Raw genomic sequence first — 17382 nt, 5'->3', positions numbered from 1 at the left:
TCTATCGTCCGACAGTTCGCGTTCCCCTCCCTGCAAGGGAGGGGCCAGGGGTGGGTAGCGGCGGACGGGGCTCGATGCCCCGTTCGGTGCTTATGTCTGGGCGATTGAGTCTTGTGGGCGCGCAGACGCGCGCACCCACCCCCAGCCCCTCCCTGCAAGCAGGGAGGGGAGTTACGCGTCAGCCTACCAGGCGCTGGCTGGTGACCGCGACCGGCGTTTCGGCCGGCGTCGAATGGCGGAGCAGGCGGCGTTCGGCGAGCAGGCGGCGGACGCTCGCGGTCGAGAGCGGCTTGCCGTAATGCCAGCCCTGCGCCTTGGCGCAGCCGAGCGCGCGCAGCCGCGCCTCGATCTCCGCGTCCTCGACGCCCTCGGCGGTGATCGGCAGGTTGAGGCTCTCGCCCAGGCTGATGATCGCGTTGACGATCGCCGCGGAATCCGCGCTCTCGTTCAGCGACATGATGAAGCTCTTGTCGATCTTGATGCGATCGAAGGGCAAGGCGCGCAGGTGCGCCAGCGACGAATAGCCGGTGCCGAAATCGTCGAGCGCGAGCTGCACGCCCTGGTTCTTGAGGCTGCCGACGATCGACTGGGCGAGCGCGAGATTGTCGAACAATGCGCTCTCGGTGATCTCGACCTCGAGCCGATTGGCCGGGAAGCCCGTCTCGGTCAGCACCTTGATGATCTTCTGCGCCAGCCACGCGTCTCGCAGCTGCCAGGGCGAGATGTTGATCGAGACGTTGAGCGAGGGATCCCAGTCGCGCGCGGCGAGCAGCGCCTGGCGCATGATCGACAGCGAGAGGTCGCCGATCATGCCGGTCTCCTCGGCGATCGGGATGAACAGCTCGGGGCTGATCATGCCGCGCTGCGGATGCTCCCAGCGCGCGAGCACTTCGAAGCCGTGGAGGCGGCCGGTCGAGAGATCGATCTGCTGCTCGAAATAGGGGACGACTTCCTGCCGCGGGATGGCGAGGCGGAGGCCCGATTCGAGCTCGTTGCGGAGCTGGAGCTCGCGCTCCATCGAATGATCGAACCAGGCGAAGCGGTTCCGGCCGGCCTTCTTGGCCTGGTACATGGCGATGTCGGCGGCGCGCATCAGCGCGTCGATCCCGGCGCAGTCGAAGTCCGAGCGCGCGATGCCGAGCGAGCAGCTGATATGGAGCCGGAGCCCCTCCGCCTCGAAGGGCTGCGCCATGCGGCTGATCAGCTTCTCGGCGATGCGCTCGACCGTTCCCGGCTCGTCGGCGTCGAACAGGAAGCCGCAGGCGAACTCGTCGCCGCCCAGCCGGGCGGTGAGCGCGATCGGGGGCATGAAGTGCGCGATCTCGCTCGCCACCGCACGGAGCAGCGCGTCGCCCACGGCATGGCCGTGCATGTCGTTGATCGTCTTGAAGTGATCGAGGTCCAGCATCACCAAAGCCATCGCCTTGCGGCGGCGCTGGGCGCGGACGAACATCGCTGCGCCCTCTTCGGCGAGGCTGCGGCGGTTGAGGAAGCCGGTGAGCGGATCGCGGCTGGCGAGCTGCTGGGCGCGTTCCTCGGCGGCGGAGCGGATCTGGAGCTCGTGGCTCAGCTCCGAATGACGGCGCCAGCCGAACAGGATCAGCGCCACGTTGAGCAGCAATGCGATGACGAGCGGCTGGCTCGGCGGCTCCGCGCCCTGGAAATAATGCTGCAGCGACTGGGACAGCACCGAGCTGCCGATCCCGACGAACAGCAGGATGGCGGCGATGCTGATCGCGCCGGTGATCACGTTGGTGCGCGGACCCCGCCCCTGCATCATGTCTTCCTCGAGATCCAGCGACATGGCCGATGCCCGCCCCCTAATTGACAAGCGCGTGTTTTCGTCGGTGAGGGTGTAGATCGGGTTAAATGCGGAGCTTTCCGAAACCTTACCCGTCCGATGCGGACCCTTGGGTTGCGCGATCCGCCATCCGGCGCTATGTGCGGCTCCGACCGTTCCCGTGGAACGCGAACATTGTGCACCCCGAGGGGTGACGCCGGCCGACGAGGTTTCGTCCGCCGGCGTGTTTTGCGTTTGGCGGATCGGCTCGTGATTTTGGAGTGATCTTGGTCCCATGTTCGACAGTCTGAGCGATCGGCTAGGCGGCGTCTTCGAGCGTCTGCGCGGGCGTGGTGCGCTCAATGAGGGCGATGTCCGCACCGCGATGCGCGAAGTGCGGATCGCGCTGCTGGAGGCCGATGTCGCGCTTCCCGTGGCGCGCGACTTCGTCGACAAGGTGACCGAGCAGGCGATCGGCCAGCAGGTGCTGCGCTCGGTCACGCCGGGCCAGCAGGTCGTCAAGATCGTCCATGACGCGCTGATCGACATGCTCGGCAGCGACACCGCCGAGCTCGAGATCGGCGTCACGCCGCCCGCCGTGATCATGCTCGTCGGCCTTCAGGGCTCGGGCAAGACGACGACCACCGCCAAGCTGGCGAAGCTGCTGACCAAGGCGCAGGGCAAGAAGGTGATGATGGCGTCGCTCGACGTCAATCGCCCGGCCGCGCAGGAGCAGCTCGCCGTGCTCGGCACCCAGACCGAAGTGGCGACCCTGCCGATCGTCGCGGGCCAGACCCCGGTCGAGATCGCCAGGCGCGCGCTCAGCTCGGCGAAGCTCCAGGGCTTCGACGTGCTGATGCTCGACACCGCGGGTCGCCTCCACGTCGATCAGGCGCTGATGGACGAGATGAAGGCGGTGGCGGACATCGCCAACCCGGCCGAGATCCTGCTCGTCGTCGACAGCCTGACCGGCCAGGACGCGGTCAACGTCGCTTCCAGCTTCTCCGAGCAGGTGCCGCTCACCGGCGTGATCCTCACCCGCATGGACGGCGACGCCCGCGGCGGCGCGGCGCTATCGATGCGTGCGGTCACCGGCAAGCCGATCAAGTTCGCCGGCATGGGCGAGAAGCTCGACGCGATCGAGCCGTTCCATCCCAAGCGCGTCGCCGGTCGCATCCTCGGCATGGGCGACGTGGTGTCGCTGGTCGAGCGCGCTGCCGAATCGATCCAGCAGGAAGACGCCGAGCGCATGGCGAGCCGGCTCGCCAAGGGCCAGTTCGACATGAACGACCTGCGCAGCCAGCTCCAGCAGATGCGCCGCATGGGCGGGCTGGGCGCGCTGGCGGGGATGATCCCCGGCATGAAGAAGGCGCAGGCGGCGATGGCCTCGGGCGCGGTCGACGAGAAGATCCTGCTCCGCATGGACGCGATGATCGGATCGATGACGGTCAAGGAGCGCGCCAAGCCCGAACTGCTCAACGCCAAGCGCAAGATCCGCGTCGCCAAGGGCAGCGGCACCACCGTTCAGGACGTCAACAAGCTCCTGAAGATGCATCAGGAGATGCAGACGGCGATGAAGCGCTTGAAGAAGATGGGCGGCCTCAAGGGCATGCTGGGCATGCTCGGCAAGGGCGGCCCCGGCGGCGGGATGGCGGGCGTCGGCAACGCGCTCGGCGGTCCCGAGATGGGCGAGATGATGGGCAAGATGGGCGGCGGGCTTCCCGGCCTTCCTGGTGGCGCCAACCTCCCGCCCGGTTTCGAGAATTTCTTGAAGAAGAAGTGACGCCCCGCGTCATCCTGGCGAAGGCCGGGATCTCGTGAGGCAAGGATCAACAATTGGAAAGATCCCGGCTTTCGCCGGGATGACGATGAAGGAAGTGAAGTAATGGCTCTCTCTATGCGTCTTTCGCGCGGCGGTTCGAAGAAGCGTCCGTACTACCGGATCGTGATCGCCGATGCGCGCTCGCCCCGTGACGGCAAGTTCATCGAGAAGATCGGCACCTACAACCCGCTGCTCGCCAAGGACGACGAGAAGCGCATCGTGCTCGACGGCGACCGCGCCAAGCATTGGCTGAGCGTCGGCGCGCAGCCGACCGACCGCGTCGCCCGCTTCCTCGACGTCGCGGGCGTCAAGGAGCGTGCCGCGCGCAACAACCCGAAGAAGGCCGAGCCGGGCGAGAAGGCCAAGGAGCGCGCCGAGGAGCGTGCCGAGAAGCTGAAGGCCGCCGAGGAAGCCGCTGCCGAGGCAGCCGCCGCGCCCGCGCCCGAGCCGGTTGCCGAGGAAGTGACCGAGGAAGCGGCTCCGGCTGTCGAGGCTCCGGCCGCCGAAGCGACTGCGGAAGAGGCTCCGGCCGAAGCCGCCGCCGAAGAAGCCTCGGAAGGCTGAGGCACTTGCCGGCCATCGTGCGTCTCGCCGGACGCGATACGTCCCGAGCGCAGGATGGCCAGCAGACCCGATGCGCGGCATTGGCGCTGACGGGGCGGGGGGCATGAACGCCGACCGCCCCGTCACGCTCGCCGCGATCATCGGCGCGCACGGCATCGCCGGCGAAGTCCGCCTCAAGGTTTTCGCCGACGATCTCGCCAGCTACAAGAGCTTCAACCAGGGCGCGCTGACGCTCAGGAGCCTGCGCTCGGGCTCGAACGGTGCGATCGCGCGCTTCGCCGAGATTGCCGACCGCAACGCCGCCGAGGCGCTGCGCGGCACCCAGCTCACCGTCCCGCGCTCGGCGCTGCCGCCGCTCGGCGAGGGCGAATATTATCATGTCGACCTGCTCGGGCTCGCCGCGGTCTCAGACGCGGGAGATGTGCTGGGCATTGTGGTCGCGATCGACAATTACGGCGCCGGCGACGTGCTCGAGATCGAGCGCCCGAACGGCAAGCGCTTCATGGTGCCGATGCGCCCCGAGGCGGTTCCCGAATGGAATGACGAGCGGCTGGTGGTGGCCGCGGGCTTCGTCGAATGAGCCGCATCGCGGTTCTTTCGGACATCCATGGCAACCTGCCCGCCCTCGAAGCGGTCGTCGCCGACGCGGAGGCGCGGGGCTGCGCGCGCTTCCTGAACCTGGGCGACATCCTGTCCGGCCCGCTCTGGCCGGCGGAGACCGCGGCCTATCTGATGGCGCGCGACTGGCCGACGATCGCGGGCAATCATGAGCGGCAGCTGCTCCGCCTGGCGCCCGAGCGGATGAACGCTTCCGACGCTTTCACCCGGCCGCTGCTTTCGGACGCGCAACTCCGCTGGCTGGCGGCACTGCCGGAGATGCTGGCGCTCGAAGAGCTGTTCCTGTGCCACGGAACCCCCGGCAGCGACGTCGAGCATTTCCTCGAGACCGTCGAGCCCGCCGGGCTTCGCCGGGCCACGGAGGCCGAAGTCGCGGACCGGCTGGGCGGCCGGGCCGAGCCGCTCACGCTTTGCGGGCATTCGCATATTCCGGGATTCCGGCGGCTGGCGGACGGGCGCGGCGTGGCGAACCCCGGCAGCGTCGGCCTGCAGGGCTTTCACGACGACCACCCTTTTCCCCATGTCGTCGAAGGGGAAGACGCACGGGCGCGCTATGCGATCGTCGAGGGTGGGGAAATCGCTTTTCACGCAGTGGTTTACGATCACGCTGGCGCCGCCGTGAAGGCGGAGCGCGAGGGGCGGAGCGATTGGGCGCGGGCCCTGGCTACGGGGAAGCCGTAGACATCGCCGCTTGCGGCTGAATGTCCATTATGCTAATGGATATTCAGATGCGAAAGGCCCCTGGTCTTACCGCTGATGCCCCGGACCACCCGCTCTGGTCGGCGCTCTCCCATTACACTTTCGGCCCTCCCGACGCGGCACTGAGCTTCGCCGAGCGCCTTGCGCGCGAGAATGGCTGGCGCACCGCGCATGCCGAGCGGGTGATCGAGGAATATCGCCGCTTCTGCTTCCTCGCGGTCACCGCCGGCCACCCGGTCACGCCCTCGGACGCGGTCGACCAGGCCTGGCACCTCCATCTGACCTATAGCCGCGACTATTGGGAGCGCTTCTGCCCGGTGCTCGGGCGGCCGCTCCACCATGGTCCGACCGCGGGCGGCGCGGCCGAGCACGACCGCTATTTCCGCCAATATGCCGAGACGCTGCGGAGCTACGAGGCGGTATTCGGTACGCCGCCCGAGGATATGTGGCCGAGCGCCGCGCGCCGGCTGATCGAGGATCCCCGGGCGCGGCGCGTCCATCCGCGCGACGTCTTCATCATCCCCCGCCGCGCCGTCTGGGCGGCGCTGGCGGTCGTGGCGGGTGCATTGCTCGTCGCATCGTGGATCACTCTCTAGGAGGAGATAGGAGACCTTATGTCACTGGGACCATTCGACCTTACTGGCGGGCCCTTCCTGGCATTGTACGGGGTGCTGCTCGTCGTCACGATCGTATCGGGGTGGCTCATCCCCAACTGGCTGCGGCCCGATGGCGGGCGCGTCCGCGCCGTCGATCGCGACCAGCTCGCCATCCTGACGGGCGGGAAGGCGCGCTTCGTCGACACGGTCGTCGCGCGGCTGCTGGCCGGGGAACAGCTCAGGACCGGCGGCAAATATTTCTGGACGGGCGAGCGCGACGGGCGCAGCGAGGTCGAGCGGCAGGCCCTCGCGCTCACGTCGCCCATCAAATGGCAGACGCTGGAGGGAACGCTCGGCCGGGCCGCCGAGCCGGTGGAGCGCGGGCTGATCGATGCCGGGCTGCTGCTTGACGGGGCGACCAGACTGCAGCTGCGCTTCTGGCAGACCTCGCCCTATCTGCTGCTGTTCGCCTTCGGCGCCACCAAATGGATGATCGGCGTCGATCGCGAGCGGCCGGTGGGCTTCCTGACGGTCCTGCTCGCGGTGACGGCGGTCCTGGCGGTCATCCGCTTCGCCGCGGTAGACCGGCGGACCCGGGCGGGGCAGGCGGCGGTGGCGGAGGCGCAATCGGGGGGAAGCCGGTTGCGGCGCGCGCCCGCACCCGACGAGGCCGACCTGGCTGTGGCGCTGTTCGGCACCGCGGTGCTCGCCGGCTCGCCCTGGTCCGACTATCACGAGATGCGGAGGTCCAGCGGGGACGGAGGCTCGGGCGGCGGCGACAGCGGCGGCGGTGGAGACGGCGGCTGCGGCGGCGGGGGGTGCGGCGGCTGCGGGAGCTAGGATCCGGACTCCCGGATCACCTCCGCGCCTCAACGCACGCCGCGCCGTTTCAGGGCACCCGGCGGAGTCCGATAGACCTGCTGGAAGGCGGCGTTGAACGACCGCACGCTGCCGAAGCCCGCCGCCAGCGCGATTTCGGTCATGCCGAGATCGGTGGTGTCGAGAAGCCGCTTGGCGCGCTGGATCCGCGCGGTGCGCGCCGCGGCGAGCGGCGTGGTGTCCAGATAGCGCCGGAACAGCCGCGTGAGATGCCGCGCCCCCATGCCCAGCCGGCCGGCTAGCGCCTCGACTCCCGCTTCGTCGAGCGCGCCTTGCTCGATGAGCCGGAGCGCGCGGTCCACGGTCGCCCGCGTGCCGTTCCAGGCGGGCGAGTGCGGCGCGGTCTCGGGCCGGCAGCGGAGACAGGGGCGGAACCCTGCCGCCTCGGCCGCGGCTGCGCTCGGATAGTAATGGACGTTGCGGGTCAGCGGTTGCCGCACCGGGCAGACCGGGCGGCAATAGATCCGGGTCGACTTGACCGCGATGAAGATCACCCCGTCGAACGCCGGGTCGCGCGCATATCGCGCCTGCTCGCAGGTGGCGAAATCGAGTTGGGCCTCCGGATCGATCGGCTGCGTCATTCGCTGCATCATAAGTGCTTTCCTGGTGCTTGTCGTTCGGCGGCGATGATCGCGTCCGATTTCTGCCAGCGGCGGTGGTGGGCGGACGCTACGCCTGCTCGCGACATTTCAGCGGAGTGAAATTCATGGCATCGCTTCACCACGAGGTCTTCATCGCCGCCGACCCCGGCACCGTCTGGGGCGCCGCGCGCGAAGTCGATAGGCTGCACGACCGATTGGTCCCTGGCTTCGTCGCAGCCACCGAGATGCTGGACGTCGAGGGCGCGCCGGTGCGCCGGGTGACGTTCGTCAACGGCGCGGTGGCTGACGAGACGATCGTCTCCGTGGACGACGCCCGCCGCCGCTTGGTGTGGGCGATCAAGGCGTTCGAGCATCACAACGGCGCGCTCCAGGTCCTGGAGGCGCCGGAGGGCGCCCGGGTGGTCTGGACCGCCGACCTGCTGCCGGATTCGCTCGCCGATCGAGTCTCGCCGATGATGGCGCAGGGACTGGCGTGCATGAAGGCGCATCTGGAGAGCGGGGCCGGCCGCGGCTGACCGCTTGCCAAAGCGGCGCGCGGGCGCGAAACGCGCGCATGGCTTTCACCGCGACGATCCTGACGCTCTACCCTGAGATGTTTCCCGGGCCGCTGGGCATTTCGCTGGCCGGGCGGGCGCTGCGCGAGGGGCTGTGGAGCCTCGAGGCGGTGCAGATCCGCGATTTCGCCACCGACAAGCACCGCTCGGTCGACGATACGCCGGCCGGGGGCGGGGCGGGGATGGTGATGCGCGCCGACGTGCTCGCCGCCGCGCTCGACAGCGTTGCGCCGGGCCGGCCGGTGCTGGCGATGACGCCGCGCGGGCGCCCGCTCGCCCAGGAGCGCGTACGGGGGCTGGCGGACGGTCCCGGCGTGACGATCCTGTGCGGCCGCTTCGAGGGGATCGACGAGCGGCTGTTCGAAGGGCGCGAGATCGAGCAGGTCTCGATCGGCGACTATATCCTCTCCGGCGGCGAGATGGCGGCGCTGACCCTGCTCGACGCTTGCATTCGGCTGCTTCCCGGAGTAATGGGCGCGCCTTCCAGCGGCATGGACGAGAGCTTCGAGACGGGGCTGCTCGAATATCCGCAATATACCCGACCTGCTACATGGGAAGGGCGCACGATCCCCGAAGTGCTGCGATCGGGGGATCATGCGAGGATCGAAGCCTGGCGACGCGCTCAGGCCGAGACCGACACACGGCTAAGGAGGCCGGACCTTTGGGAGCGCCACGAGGGCGCTCGGGTCCAACCTCCCTCTGGCGCGCGGCGACGAAACAGGAACGACTAGTCATGAACGTCATCCAGACGCTCGAAGCCGAGCAGATCGCCAAGTTCAACGAGGCGAAGAAGATTCCGGAATTCCGCCCGGGCGACACTCTCCGCGTCGGCGTGAAGGTCGTCGAAGGCGAGCGCACCCGCGTCCAGAACTATGAGGGCGTGTGCATCGCCCGTGCCAACAAGGGCATGGGTTCGAGCTTCACCGTTCGCAAGATCTCGTTCGGCGAGGGCGTCGAGCGCGTCTTCCCGCTCTATTCGCCGAACATCGATTCGATCGAGGTCGTCCGCAAGGGCGTCGTCCGTCGCGCCAAGCTCTATTATCTGCGCGGCCGCACCGGCAAGTCGGCACGTATCGCCGAGCGCCGCGACGTGCGCCCGACCGAGGTTGCCGCCGCCGAGTAACAGCTTCGGTTCTTCCGAGACAAAGCGAAGGGCGCGGTGGCGATGGCCACCGCGCCCTTTTCTTTTGCGCATATGAGCTCCCCTCCCTGCAAGGGAGGGGCTGGGGGTGGGTGCGCGGCGCAAGCCGCGCTCCTGTCGCTGCAGCCGAGCCGAGGCATCGAGCCTCGTCTCGGCTCACCCACCCCTAACCCCTCCCTTGCAGGGAGGGGGATCTGTTGGCCGCCCGTGGCTACCCTCACGCGTAGCTGACGATCTCGAACTCGGTGCCGTCGTGGTCGAAGAAGTAGAAGCGCCGGCCGGGATCGTAATCGGCGTGCGCGAAGGGCACGAGCCCGGCGGCGATCACGCGCCGCTCGATATCGTCGAGATCGTCGACGAGGATGCCGACATGGTTGAGCGGGCGGCCCTTCTCGAAGACGCTGTCGTCGGGAGCTTCGGGCGGGGTGTAGACCGCGAGATAGGTGCGTTCGTCGCCGACATGGATCGTGCGGCCGTTGTCGCGCGCCGGGCCTTCCCAGCGGATATGCCAGTCGAACAGATCGGCAAGCAGTTGCGCGGTGCGCTCGGGGCTGCGGACGGTGAGGTTGACGTGCTCGATATAAGGCTGCGGCATGGGGTCCCTTTCCCGGTTGGAGGCCATGCGACAAGCAGCTACAACCTCAACCTAAGTTGAGGTCAAGCGTCAAAATCGGAGACGGGAATGAACCGCGGGAACGAGCTGCTGACGATCGGCGAGCTGGCGGCGCGCACGGGGCTGTCGGTGTCGGCGGTGCGCTTCTACGAGGGCAAGGGGCTGGTGCATCCGATCCGCACCGCGGGCAACCAGCGTCGTTTCCTGCGATCGGACATCCGCCGCGTCTCGTTCGCGCTGATCGCGCAGCAATTGGGCTTCACGCTGCCGCAGATCGCCGCCGAGCTCGGCAAATTGCCCGAGGGCAGGGCGCCGAGCGCCACCGACTGGAAACGGATCAGCCGCGGCTTCCGGCAAGTGATCGAGACGCGGGTGGCGCAGCTCCAGCGCACGCTCGACGATCTCGACGGCTGCATCGGCTGCGGCTGCCTGAGCCTGAAGAAGTGCGCGCTCTACAATCCGGACGACCGCGCGGCGCAGAACGGCACGGGGCCACGCTTCATCCTCGTCTCGCGCAAGGTCGCGCTCGATCTCGAATAGTAACAGGCTTTACCAAGCCCCCACGGCTCGCGATAAGGCGCGTTCGCCCGCGCTCGCCGGGTGCTGCCTCCGGAGAGAACGGGAATGCGTAAATGGTTGCTGGGACTGGCTTTGGTCGCGCTGGGAGCACCGCTGATGACCGGTGAGGCGGTCGCGCAGGGCAAGGACCTGACGCTCGAGCGCGTCTTCGCCAGCCCCGACCTGGCCGGCACCACGCCGCGCAAGCTGACGCTCTCGCCCGACGGCAAGTTCGTCACGCTGCTGCGCAACCGCGCCGACGAGAAGGAGCGCTTCGACCTCTGGGCGATGGACACGCGCACCGGCGAATGGCGGATGCTGGTCGATTCGAAGAAGCTCGGCACCGGCGCCGCGCTTTCCGAGGCCGAGAAGATGCAGCGCGAGCGCGCGCGCATCGGCGGGACCAAGGGCATCGTCTCCTATGACTGGTCGGCGGATTCGCAGTCGATCCTCGTGCCGCTCGACGGCGAGCTCTATCTCGCGCGGCTCGACGGCCAGGTGCGGAAGCTCGCCGCTGCGGCGGGCCCCAAGCTCAACGCCGTGGTGAGCCCGGCGGGCCGCTATGCGAGCTATGTCCAGGACCAGAACCTGTTCGTGATGGACCTCGCCACCGGTACGCCGAAGCGTGTCACCGAGGACGGCGCGGACACCGTCCATTGGGGCGAGGCCGAGTTCGTCGCGCAGGAGGAAATGGACCGGTTCACCGGCCATTGGTGGGCGCGCGACGACAGCCGCGTCGCGGTCGAGCGCTTCGACGAGGCGCCGGTGGGCATCGTCACCCGCACCGCGATCGGCGCCGAGAGCACCAGCATCTATCAGCAGCGTTATCCCAAGGCGGGCACGCCCAACGCGCTGGTGGAACTCCATGTGATGCGGCCCGACGGCAGCGAGAAGGTCAAGGTCGATCTCGGCACCGAGACCGACATCTATCTCGCGCGCGTCGACTGGTCGCGCGACGGCAAGACGCTCTACGTCCAGCGCCAGAATCGCGACCAGACGGTGCTCGACGTGCTCGCGGTCGATCCGGCGACGGGCAAGTCCGTGGTGCTGTTCAGCGAGAAGTCCGGGCCGAAGAGCTGGGTGAACCTTTCGAACGCGCTGACCCCGCTGGACGACGGCAGCCTGATCTGGTGGTCCGAGCGCGACGGTCACGGGCACCTCTATCGCTTCGCCAAGGGCAAATGGACCCAGCTGACCACGGGCGAGTGGGAAGTCACGCCCGACGTGGTCGGTGTCGACCAGAAAGCGGGCCGTGTCTTCTTCCTCGGCAACAAGGACGGGGTGCTCGAGCGGCATCTCTATGCGGCGAGCTATCGCAAGCCCGGCGCGGTCACGCGGTTGACCGAGACGGGTTGGTGGAACAGCGCGGTGATGGATCCCGAGGGCACACGTGCGATCGTCACCCGCTCCAACACCGGCCAGCCCACGCAGGTCTATCTCGCCGATACCGCGGGCAAGCGCATCGCCTGGGTGAACGAGAACGCCGTGACCGCGGCGGACCACCCCTACAACCCGTATCTCGCGAACCACCACGAGCGGACCTTCGGGACGATCAAGGGCCCCGACGGCAGCATTCTGCACTGGGAGATGGTCACGCCGAAGCGCGAGCCGGGCAAGCGCTATCCGGTGTTCTTCCAGCATTATGGCGGCCCGCACTCGCAGACGGTGAGCAAGGCCTGGGGCGGTGCGCTCCAGCAGTATATCGTCGATCGCGGCTATATCTGGTTCCAGATCGACAATCGCGGCTCGGCCAATCGCGGCAAGGCGTTCGAGGACGCGATCTGGCACGCGATGGGTTCGGTCGAGGTCGAGGATCAGGTCGCGGGCACCAATTATCTCAAGACGCTCGATTTCGTCGATCCGGCGAAGATCGTCACCTATGGCTGGTCGTATGGCGGCTATATGACGCTCAAGATGCTCGAGGCCGCGCCGGGCACCTTCGCGGCGGGCGTGGCCGGGGCGCCGGTAAGCAAGTGGGACCTCTACGACACCCATTATACCGAGCGCTACATGGGCGACCCGACCAAGGTGATCGAGGCGTACCGGCGTTCGGACACGATCGGCGATGCCGCGAAGATCGCCGATCCGCTGCTGATCGTCCACGGCATGGCCGACGACAATGTCGTGCTCGAGCACACCACCGCGATGGCGGCGACGCTCCAGCAGCGGAAGGTGCCGTTCGAGATGATGCTCTATCCCGGTCACACCCATAAGGTCGGCGGGCCGGGGGTGAGCGAGCATCTGTGGGGGACGATCTTCGACTTCCTCGACCGGCACACCGGGGCGGCTCCAGCCAAACCCTGACTCGACATATCGGCGCGTTGATATAGCTTTCCCTCGCTGAGCCAGCGGGGGAAAGACGGTGGAACAGGGGATCGGACTCGCGCCCGTGACGGGCAAGGCGCGGATCGACGTTCTGGACATGCTGCGGGGTTTCGCGATCCTCGGCATCTTCTTCCTGAACGTGCCTTTCATGGCGGTGCCGATCGCCAAATTGTTCCTCGATGCCGCCTCGGTCGGCTGGACGCCCGCCGACCAGGCGAGCTGGTGGACGCTGCAGGTGCTGCTCGAAGGCACCCAGCGTGGGTTGCTCCAATTGCTGTTCGGCGCGGGGATGATGGTGCTCGCGGCCAGGGCGATGACGCCCGACGGGCCGGTCGCGGTGGCCGACCTCTATCTGCGCCGCAATCTCTGGCTGCTCGGCTTCGGGCTGCTCGACATCTTCGTGCTGCTCTGGGCGGGCGATATCCTTCATGTCTACGCGCTCGCCGCTTTGCTGCTGTTTCCGTTCCGCAAGCTGGGGCCGAAGCTGCTGCTGGCGCTCGGATTGGGCTTTGCGCTGTTCGTGCTGATCGGCGGCGGGATGCGCTATGCCGAGCGCGCGGGCGTGGTCGAGCGATCGCAGGCGGTGGTCGCCAAGCAGGCGTCGGGCACCGCGCTCACCGCGGCCGAGAAGAAGACGCTCGACGATTGGAAAAAGCTGGTCGAGCGGCGGCGAACTGGCGGGCCCGAGATGAAAACGGTCGCCGAGCTCGAGAGGAAGGGGCATTCGGGCGGCCTGCTGGCCTATGCGGGTATGAACATCGGCTTCTACATGCAGTTCATCTATCCCCAGCTCCTCCCGACCATAGCCGAGGCATTCTGCGTGATGCTGATCGGTATCGCGCTGTGGAAATGGGGCGTGATCCAGGGCCAGCGCAGCGCGCGTTTCTATCTGCTGCTGATGCTCGCCTGCTACATTCCCGGCTTCGCGCTTCGGGCATGGGGGGCGTCGGAGCATCTGGTGATGATGCCGATGCCGCGGATATCCTGGTTCACCCAGGAGTTCGCGCGCATCGCGGTCTCGATCGGGCATCTCGCGATGATCAACCTGGCCGTGAAGTCGGCCGCGGGCCGCGCGGTGTTCGCGCCGTTCAAGGCGGCGGGGCGGACTGCCTTCTCGCTCTACTTCATGCAGCAGATCATCGGGCTCTGGATCCTGTTCGCGCCCTGGGGGCCTGGGCTGTGGGATCGCGTGGGCTGGGCGAGCATGGCCGGAATCGCGCTCGCGGTGATCGCGTTGCAGCTGGTGGTCGCGAATCTGTGGGTGCGCTATTTCGCCAACGGCCCGCTCGAATGGGCGTGGCGCTCGCTGGCCTATGTCCACTGGCAGCCCTTCCGGCGCCGCCGCGAACTGCCCGTATCCGCGACGCCCGAACCGGCATAGGCGGCGCTTTCGGATTTTTTCAAAAACGGGCCTCGCCACGCAGCTTTTGTTCTGTTAGGGGCGCGCCATGCTTCGAAAACCGCGAACTACCACGCGAATTACCAAACGCGCCTGAGCGTCAGGCGCGCAAAGCGCTGCTTTGTGTCGAAGCAACTGGAATGCGCTGGCATTCCGCCACATCTACCACCAATGAACCATTCGTCGCCGGACGTGCGACGATCCTGATGGAAGGACGAAAATGGGCTACCGTGTCGTGGTCGCAGGCGCCACCGGCAATGTCGGGCGTGAAATGCTGAACATCCTCGCCGAGCGGGAATTCCCGATCGACGAGATCGCCGTGCTCGCCTCCGCGCGCAGCCAGGGCGACGAGATCGATTTCGGCGATACCGGCAAGAAGCTCAAGGTCCAGAACATCGAGCATTTCGATCCCACGGGCTGGGACATCGCGCTGTTCGCGATCGGTTCGGACGGCAGCAAGACGTACGCGCCGAAGTTCGCCGCGGCGGGCTGCACGGTGATCGACAATGCGTCGCTCTACCGCATGGATCCGGACGTGCCGCTGATCGTCCCCGAAGTGAACCCCGAGGCGATCGACGGCTATACCAAGCGCAACATCATCGCGAACCCGAACTGCTCGACTGCGCAGATGGTGGTGGCGTTGAAGCCGCTGCACGATGCCGCGAAGATCAAGCGCGTCGTCGTCGCGACCTACCAGTCGGTGTCGGGCGCGGGCAAGGCGGGCATGGACGAGCTGTTCGAGCAGAGCCGCAACATCTTCGTCGGCGACCAGGCCGAGCCCAGGAAGTTCACCAAGCAGATCGCGTTCAACGTGATCCCGCACATCGACAGCTTCCTCGACGACGGTTCGACCAAGGAAGAATGGAAGATGGTGGTCGAGACCAAGAAGATCCTCGACCCGAAGATCAAGGTGACCGCCACCTGCGTGCGCGTCCCCGTGTTCGTCGGCCATTCCGAGGCGATCAACATCGAGTTCGAGGACGAGCTCTCGGCGGAGCAGGCGAAGAAGATCCTGCGCGAGGCGCCGGGGGTGATGCTCGTCGACAAGCATGAGGACGGCGGTTACGTCACGCCGATCGAATGCGTCGGCGAATATGCGACCTATATCAGCCGCGTCCGCGAGGATTCGACCGTCGACAACGGCCTGAGCCTGTGGTGCGTGAGCGACAATCTCCGCAAGGGCGCGGCGCTCAATGCCGTGCAGATCGCCGAGCTGCTCGGCCGGCGGCACCTGAAGAAGGCGGCCTGAGATCCCTGTTTCCCCTCCCTGCAAGGGAGGGGATCAAGGGGTGGGTTTGGGAAAGGTCGGGGCTCGATGCCCCGGCCTTTTCCTTTGCGGGGAGCGTGGAAGGGCTCGCTTCGCTCGCCACCCACCCCCGACCCCTCCCTTGCAGGGAGGGGAGTTCAGGCTATTGCGCCGTTGCTGGCCCCGCGACTTCGAAGGCGTTGCGGCGCGCGCTTCGGGCATCGCCCTGCACCCGGAACGCCCGGGCGTGCTCGGCGAGGCGCTCGACCTGATCGGAGAGGTTGCGCGCGGCCGCCGAGGTCTCTTCGACCATCGCGGCGTTCTGCTGGGTCGAGCGGTCCATCGCGCCGATCGCGGTGCTGATCTCGCCGATCGCGGTCGACTGGGCGGAATTGTCGGTGGCGATCGTCGCGAGCAGGCCATGGACCTCGCCCACGGTGCCGACGATCTCGGACAGCGCCGAATCGACCTTTTCGACCGCGTCCACCGCAGCGCCGATGTCGGTCTGGGTGGCGGTGAGCTGGTCGCGGGCGCGTCCGGCTTCCTCTTCGGCACGCATGGCCAAGGCCGAGACGAGGTCGGCCACGACTGCGAAGCCGCGGCCCGCCTCGCCGGCGCGGCCGGCCTCGACCGCGGCGTTCATCGCGAGGACGCGGGTCTGGAAGGCGATCTTGTCGAGGCCTTCGATGACCGCGTCGATGCCCTTGGTGCTCTCGGCGACGCGGCCCATTGCCTGCACCGCATCGTCGGCGACCGCGCGGCCGGTATCGACCACCGTGATCGCGCGATCGGCGCGCTCGACGGTGCGGGTCGCGGCCGAGGCAGTCTCGCCGACGCGGCCGTTCATCTGGGTGACGGCGGCGGCGGTCTGCTCGAGGCTGGCGGCGGCGCCTTCGGTGCGGCGGGCGAGGTCCTCTGAAGCGGTGGCGATCTCTGTCGACCCGCTGCGGATCGCATCGGTGCTCTCGAGCACGGTGCCGACCAATGTCGAGAGGTTGTCGAGCGCATCGTTGAAGTTGGTGCGTAGCTCGGCGTAGCTGGTGGGGAAGCGGGCATCGAGCGCCGCGCTCAGATCGCCCTGCGACACGCGGCGGAGCGACTCGTTGAGTATGGTCATCGCGGCCTGGCGCTCGGCATCGGCCTCGCGGCTGCTCGCCTCGATGCGCTGGCGGGCGATCGCGGCGTCACGGAAGGAGACGAGTGCCGCGGCCATGTGGCCGATCTCGTCGCGACGCTCGCGGCCGGGGATGTCGATCGTGGTCGAACCCTTGGCGAGATCCTGCATCACGGCATTCATGGTGCCGAGCGGACGGAACATCGCGCGGCTCAGCGCGAAGATCCCTGCCGCGATCACCAAAGTCGCGAGGAGCACGCCGATCGCCATCGACCAGCGCAGCGAGGAGACGGCGGCCAGCGCCTCGTCCTTGGGAATGCCGACATAGAGCACACCGATCACGTTGCCGGCCTTGTCCTTGATCGGATCGTAAGCGGTGAAGAAAGCGCGGCCGAGGATGTCGGCGTCGCCGCGGAAGGGCATGCCTTTGCCGAGCACGGCGTCGCGCGCCGGGCCGGCGGCGAGCGTCGTGCCCACTGCACGGCTGCCGTCGGGTTTGGTGACGTTGGTGGTGATGCGCTTGTCGCCGCGGAACACGGTGGCGGTGCCGCCGACCAGGGTCTTCACCAGATCGACGGGCTGGGTCCAGTCGTTGAGCTTCTTGTCGCCGACATAGAGCAGCTCGCCCTCGGCGCGGAACTCCTCACCATGGCCGCGCAGGACGTCCCAGGCGACGCGCATGTTGGTCTCCTGACGCTCGGCCGCCTGACGCTCGGCATCGGCGGTGATCGAGCGGTCGGCGATCACGAAGATGGTGAGCGCCAGCGTCAGCAGCGCGGCGATCGTGAGCGTGGTCGTCTTGGTGGCGAGCGACAGGGCGTTGAACCGGGCGAGCATGGGACTCCTCGAAAGAGAGCATCGCCGCAAGGGCG

General features: G+C 67.7%; 17 protein-coding genes. 13 read left to right on the top strand and 4 right to left on the bottom strand.

Features of this window, described 5'->3' with window-relative positions; translation table 11 throughout:
- Nucleotides 1-178: 178 nt before the first annotated feature.
- Nucleotides 179-1804 (bottom strand): EAL domain-containing protein, encoded by a 1626-nt coding sequence (locus MT490_RS13025; protein WP_297388311.1) that lies wholly within the window; start codon nt 1802-1804, stop codon nt 179-181.
- 271 nt (nt 1805-2075) lie between these two features.
- Between MT490_RS13025 and ffh the strand changes: the two genes are divergently transcribed.
- The 6 genes from ffh to MT490_RS12995 all read left to right on the top strand — a co-directional run bounded on the left by ffh (nt 2076) and on the right by MT490_RS12995 (nt 6919).
- The gene (gene ffh / locus MT490_RS13020) at nt 2076-3563 is read left to right on the top strand and encodes a signal recognition particle protein (protein ID WP_297388309.1); all 1488 of its coding nucleotides are present in this window, start codon (nt 2076-2078) and stop codon (nt 3561-3563) included.
- Nucleotides 3564-3665: 102 nt separating this feature from the next.
- Entirely contained in the window at nt 3666-4166 is a 501-nt protein-coding gene (gene rpsP / locus MT490_RS13015; protein ID WP_297388306.1) for a 30S ribosomal protein S16, read from the top strand.
- 103 nt (nt 4167-4269) lie between these two features.
- Nucleotides 4270-4746, top strand: a complete 477-nt coding sequence (gene rimM, locus MT490_RS13010) for a ribosome maturation factor RimM (RefSeq protein ID WP_297388303.1) — start codon at nt 4270-4272, stop codon at nt 4744-4746.
- Nucleotides 4743-5465: a metallophosphoesterase family protein gene (locus MT490_RS13005; RefSeq protein WP_297388298.1), complete on the top strand. Its 723-nt coding sequence runs from the start codon at nt 4743-4745 to the stop codon at nt 5463-5465. Before rimM ends, MT490_RS13005 begins: the two co-directional genes overlap by 4 nt.
- A 47-nt stretch (nt 5466-5512) precedes the next feature.
- Nucleotides 5513-6079, top strand: a complete 567-nt coding sequence (locus MT490_RS13000) for a hypothetical protein (RefSeq protein ID WP_297388295.1) — start codon at nt 5513-5515, stop codon at nt 6077-6079.
- An 18-nt stretch (nt 6080-6097) separates the two neighbouring features.
- Entirely contained in the window at nt 6098-6919 is an 822-nt protein-coding gene (locus MT490_RS12995; protein WP_297388291.1) for a TIGR04222 domain-containing membrane protein, read from the top strand.
- 29 nt (nt 6920-6948) lie between these two features.
- Here MT490_RS12995 and MT490_RS12990 read toward each other — a convergent pair whose 3' ends face one another.
- Nucleotides 6949-7551, bottom strand: coding sequence for an Ada metal-binding domain-containing protein (locus MT490_RS12990; RefSeq protein WP_297388288.1), 603 nt, complete (start codon nt 7549-7551; stop codon nt 6949-6951).
- A gap of 113 nt (nt 7552-7664) precedes the next feature.
- On the opposite strand from MT490_RS12990, the gene MT490_RS12985 reads away from it, so the two are divergent.
- From MT490_RS12985 to rplS, 3 genes are read left to right on the top strand one after another with little or no spacing between them, the layout of a single operon-like run.
- Nucleotides 7665-8075, top strand: a complete 411-nt coding sequence (locus MT490_RS12985; protein WP_297388286.1) for an SRPBCC family protein — start codon at nt 7665-7667, stop codon at nt 8073-8075.
- Between the two features lie 38 nt (nt 8076-8113).
- Nucleotides 8114-8845: a tRNA (guanosine(37)-N1)-methyltransferase TrmD gene (trmD, locus tag MT490_RS12980; protein WP_297388283.1), complete on the top strand. Its 732-nt coding sequence runs from the start codon at nt 8114-8116 to the stop codon at nt 8843-8845.
- Between the two features lie 2 nt (nt 8846-8847).
- Entirely contained in the window at nt 8848-9237 is a 390-nt protein-coding gene (gene rplS / locus MT490_RS12975) for a 50S ribosomal protein L19 (RefSeq protein WP_297388280.1), read from the top strand.
- Nucleotides 9238-9472: 235 nt separating this feature from the next.
- Here the strand turns inward: rplS and MT490_RS12970 are convergent, their stop codons facing one another.
- Nucleotides 9473-9850: a VOC family protein gene (locus MT490_RS12970; RefSeq protein WP_297388277.1), complete on the bottom strand. Its 378-nt coding sequence runs from the start codon at nt 9848-9850 to the stop codon at nt 9473-9475.
- An 87-nt stretch (nt 9851-9937) separates the two neighbouring features.
- On the opposite strand from MT490_RS12970, the gene soxR reads away from it, so the two are divergent.
- From soxR to MT490_RS12950, 4 genes are all read left to right on the top strand, one after another.
- A complete protein-coding gene (gene soxR / locus MT490_RS12965; RefSeq protein WP_297388274.1) occupies nt 9938-10408 on the top strand; it encodes a redox-sensitive transcriptional activator SoxR in 471 nt (156 codons plus the stop codon).
- Nucleotides 10409-10543: 135 nt separating this feature from the next.
- Nucleotides 10544-12730: a S9 family peptidase gene (locus MT490_RS12960; protein ID WP_297388318.1), complete on the top strand. Its 2187-nt coding sequence runs from the start codon at nt 10544-10546 to the stop codon at nt 12728-12730.
- A gap of 58 nt (nt 12731-12788) precedes the next feature.
- Nucleotides 12789-14132: a DUF418 domain-containing protein gene (locus MT490_RS12955; RefSeq protein ID WP_297388271.1), complete on the top strand. Its 1344-nt coding sequence runs from the start codon at nt 12789-12791 to the stop codon at nt 14130-14132.
- A 238-nt stretch (nt 14133-14370) separates the two neighbouring features.
- Nucleotides 14371-15399, top strand: a complete 1029-nt coding sequence (locus MT490_RS12950; RefSeq protein ID WP_297388268.1) for an aspartate-semialdehyde dehydrogenase — start codon at nt 14371-14373, stop codon at nt 15397-15399.
- A 160-nt stretch (nt 15400-15559) separates the two neighbouring features.
- Here the strand turns inward: MT490_RS12950 and MT490_RS12945 are convergent, their stop codons facing one another.
- A complete protein-coding gene (locus MT490_RS12945; protein ID WP_297388265.1) occupies nt 15560-17347 on the bottom strand; it encodes a cache domain-containing protein in 1788 nt (595 codons plus the stop codon).
- Between the last annotated feature and the right edge of the window lie 35 nt (nt 17348-17382).

It is taken from the genome of Sphingomonas sp. (assembly GCF_026460985.1).
Classification (GTDB): Bacteria; Pseudomonadota; Alphaproteobacteria; order Sphingomonadales; family Sphingomonadaceae; genus Sphingomonas.
Note: the sequence above shows the minus strand (reverse complement) of the source record. Positions and strands in the feature narration are given on the sequence as shown.

Bases quoted from the DNA above. Each gene is read 5' to 3' on its own strand.
- trmD (WP_297388283.1), top strand. From the start codon at position 8,114: ATGGCTTTCACCGCGACGATCCTGACGCTCTACCCTGAGATGTTTCCC.
- MT490_RS12985 (WP_297388286.1), top strand. From the start codon at position 7,665: ATGGCATCGCTTCACCACGAGGTCTTCATCGCCGCCGACCCCGGCACC.
- soxR (WP_297388274.1), top strand. From the start codon at position 9,938: ATGAACCGCGGGAACGAGCTGCTGACGATCGGCGAGCTGGCGGCGCGC.
- rplS (WP_297388280.1), top strand. From the start codon at position 8,848: ATGAACGTCATCCAGACGCTCGAAGCCGAGCAGATCGCCAAGTTCAAC.
- rpsP (WP_297388306.1), top strand. From the start codon at position 3,666: ATGGCTCTCTCTATGCGTCTTTCGCGCGGCGGTTCGAAGAAGCGTCCG.
- MT490_RS12960 (WP_297388318.1), top strand. From the start codon at position 10,544: ATGACCGGTGAGGCGGTCGCGCAGGGCAAGGACCTGACGCTCGAGCGC.
- MT490_RS12945 (WP_297388265.1), bottom strand. From the start codon at position 17,347: ATGCTCGCCCGGTTCAACGCCCTGTCGCTCGCCACCAAGACGACCACG.
- MT490_RS12970 (WP_297388277.1), bottom strand. From the start codon at position 9,850: ATGCCGCAGCCTTATATCGAGCACGTCAACCTCACCGTCCGCAGCCCC.
- MT490_RS12995 (WP_297388291.1), top strand. From the start codon at position 6,098: ATGTCACTGGGACCATTCGACCTTACTGGCGGGCCCTTCCTGGCATTG.
- rimM (WP_297388303.1), top strand. From the start codon at position 4,270: ATGAACGCCGACCGCCCCGTCACGCTCGCCGCGATCATCGGCGCGCAC.
- MT490_RS12950 (WP_297388268.1), top strand. From the start codon at position 14,371: ATGGGCTACCGTGTCGTGGTCGCAGGCGCCACCGGCAATGTCGGGCGT.
- MT490_RS12990 (WP_297388288.1), bottom strand. From the start codon at position 7,551: ATGATGCAGCGAATGACGCAGCCGATCGATCCGGAGGCCCAACTCGAT.
- MT490_RS13005 (WP_297388298.1), top strand. From the start codon at position 4,743: ATGAGCCGCATCGCGGTTCTTTCGGACATCCATGGCAACCTGCCCGCC.
- MT490_RS13000 (WP_297388295.1), top strand. From the start codon at position 5,513: ATGCGAAAGGCCCCTGGTCTTACCGCTGATGCCCCGGACCACCCGCTC.
- ffh (WP_297388309.1), top strand. From the start codon at position 2,076: ATGTTCGACAGTCTGAGCGATCGGCTAGGCGGCGTCTTCGAGCGTCTG.
- MT490_RS13025 (WP_297388311.1), bottom strand. From the start codon at position 1,804: ATGTCGCTGGATCTCGAGGAAGACATGATGCAGGGGCGGGGTCCGCGC.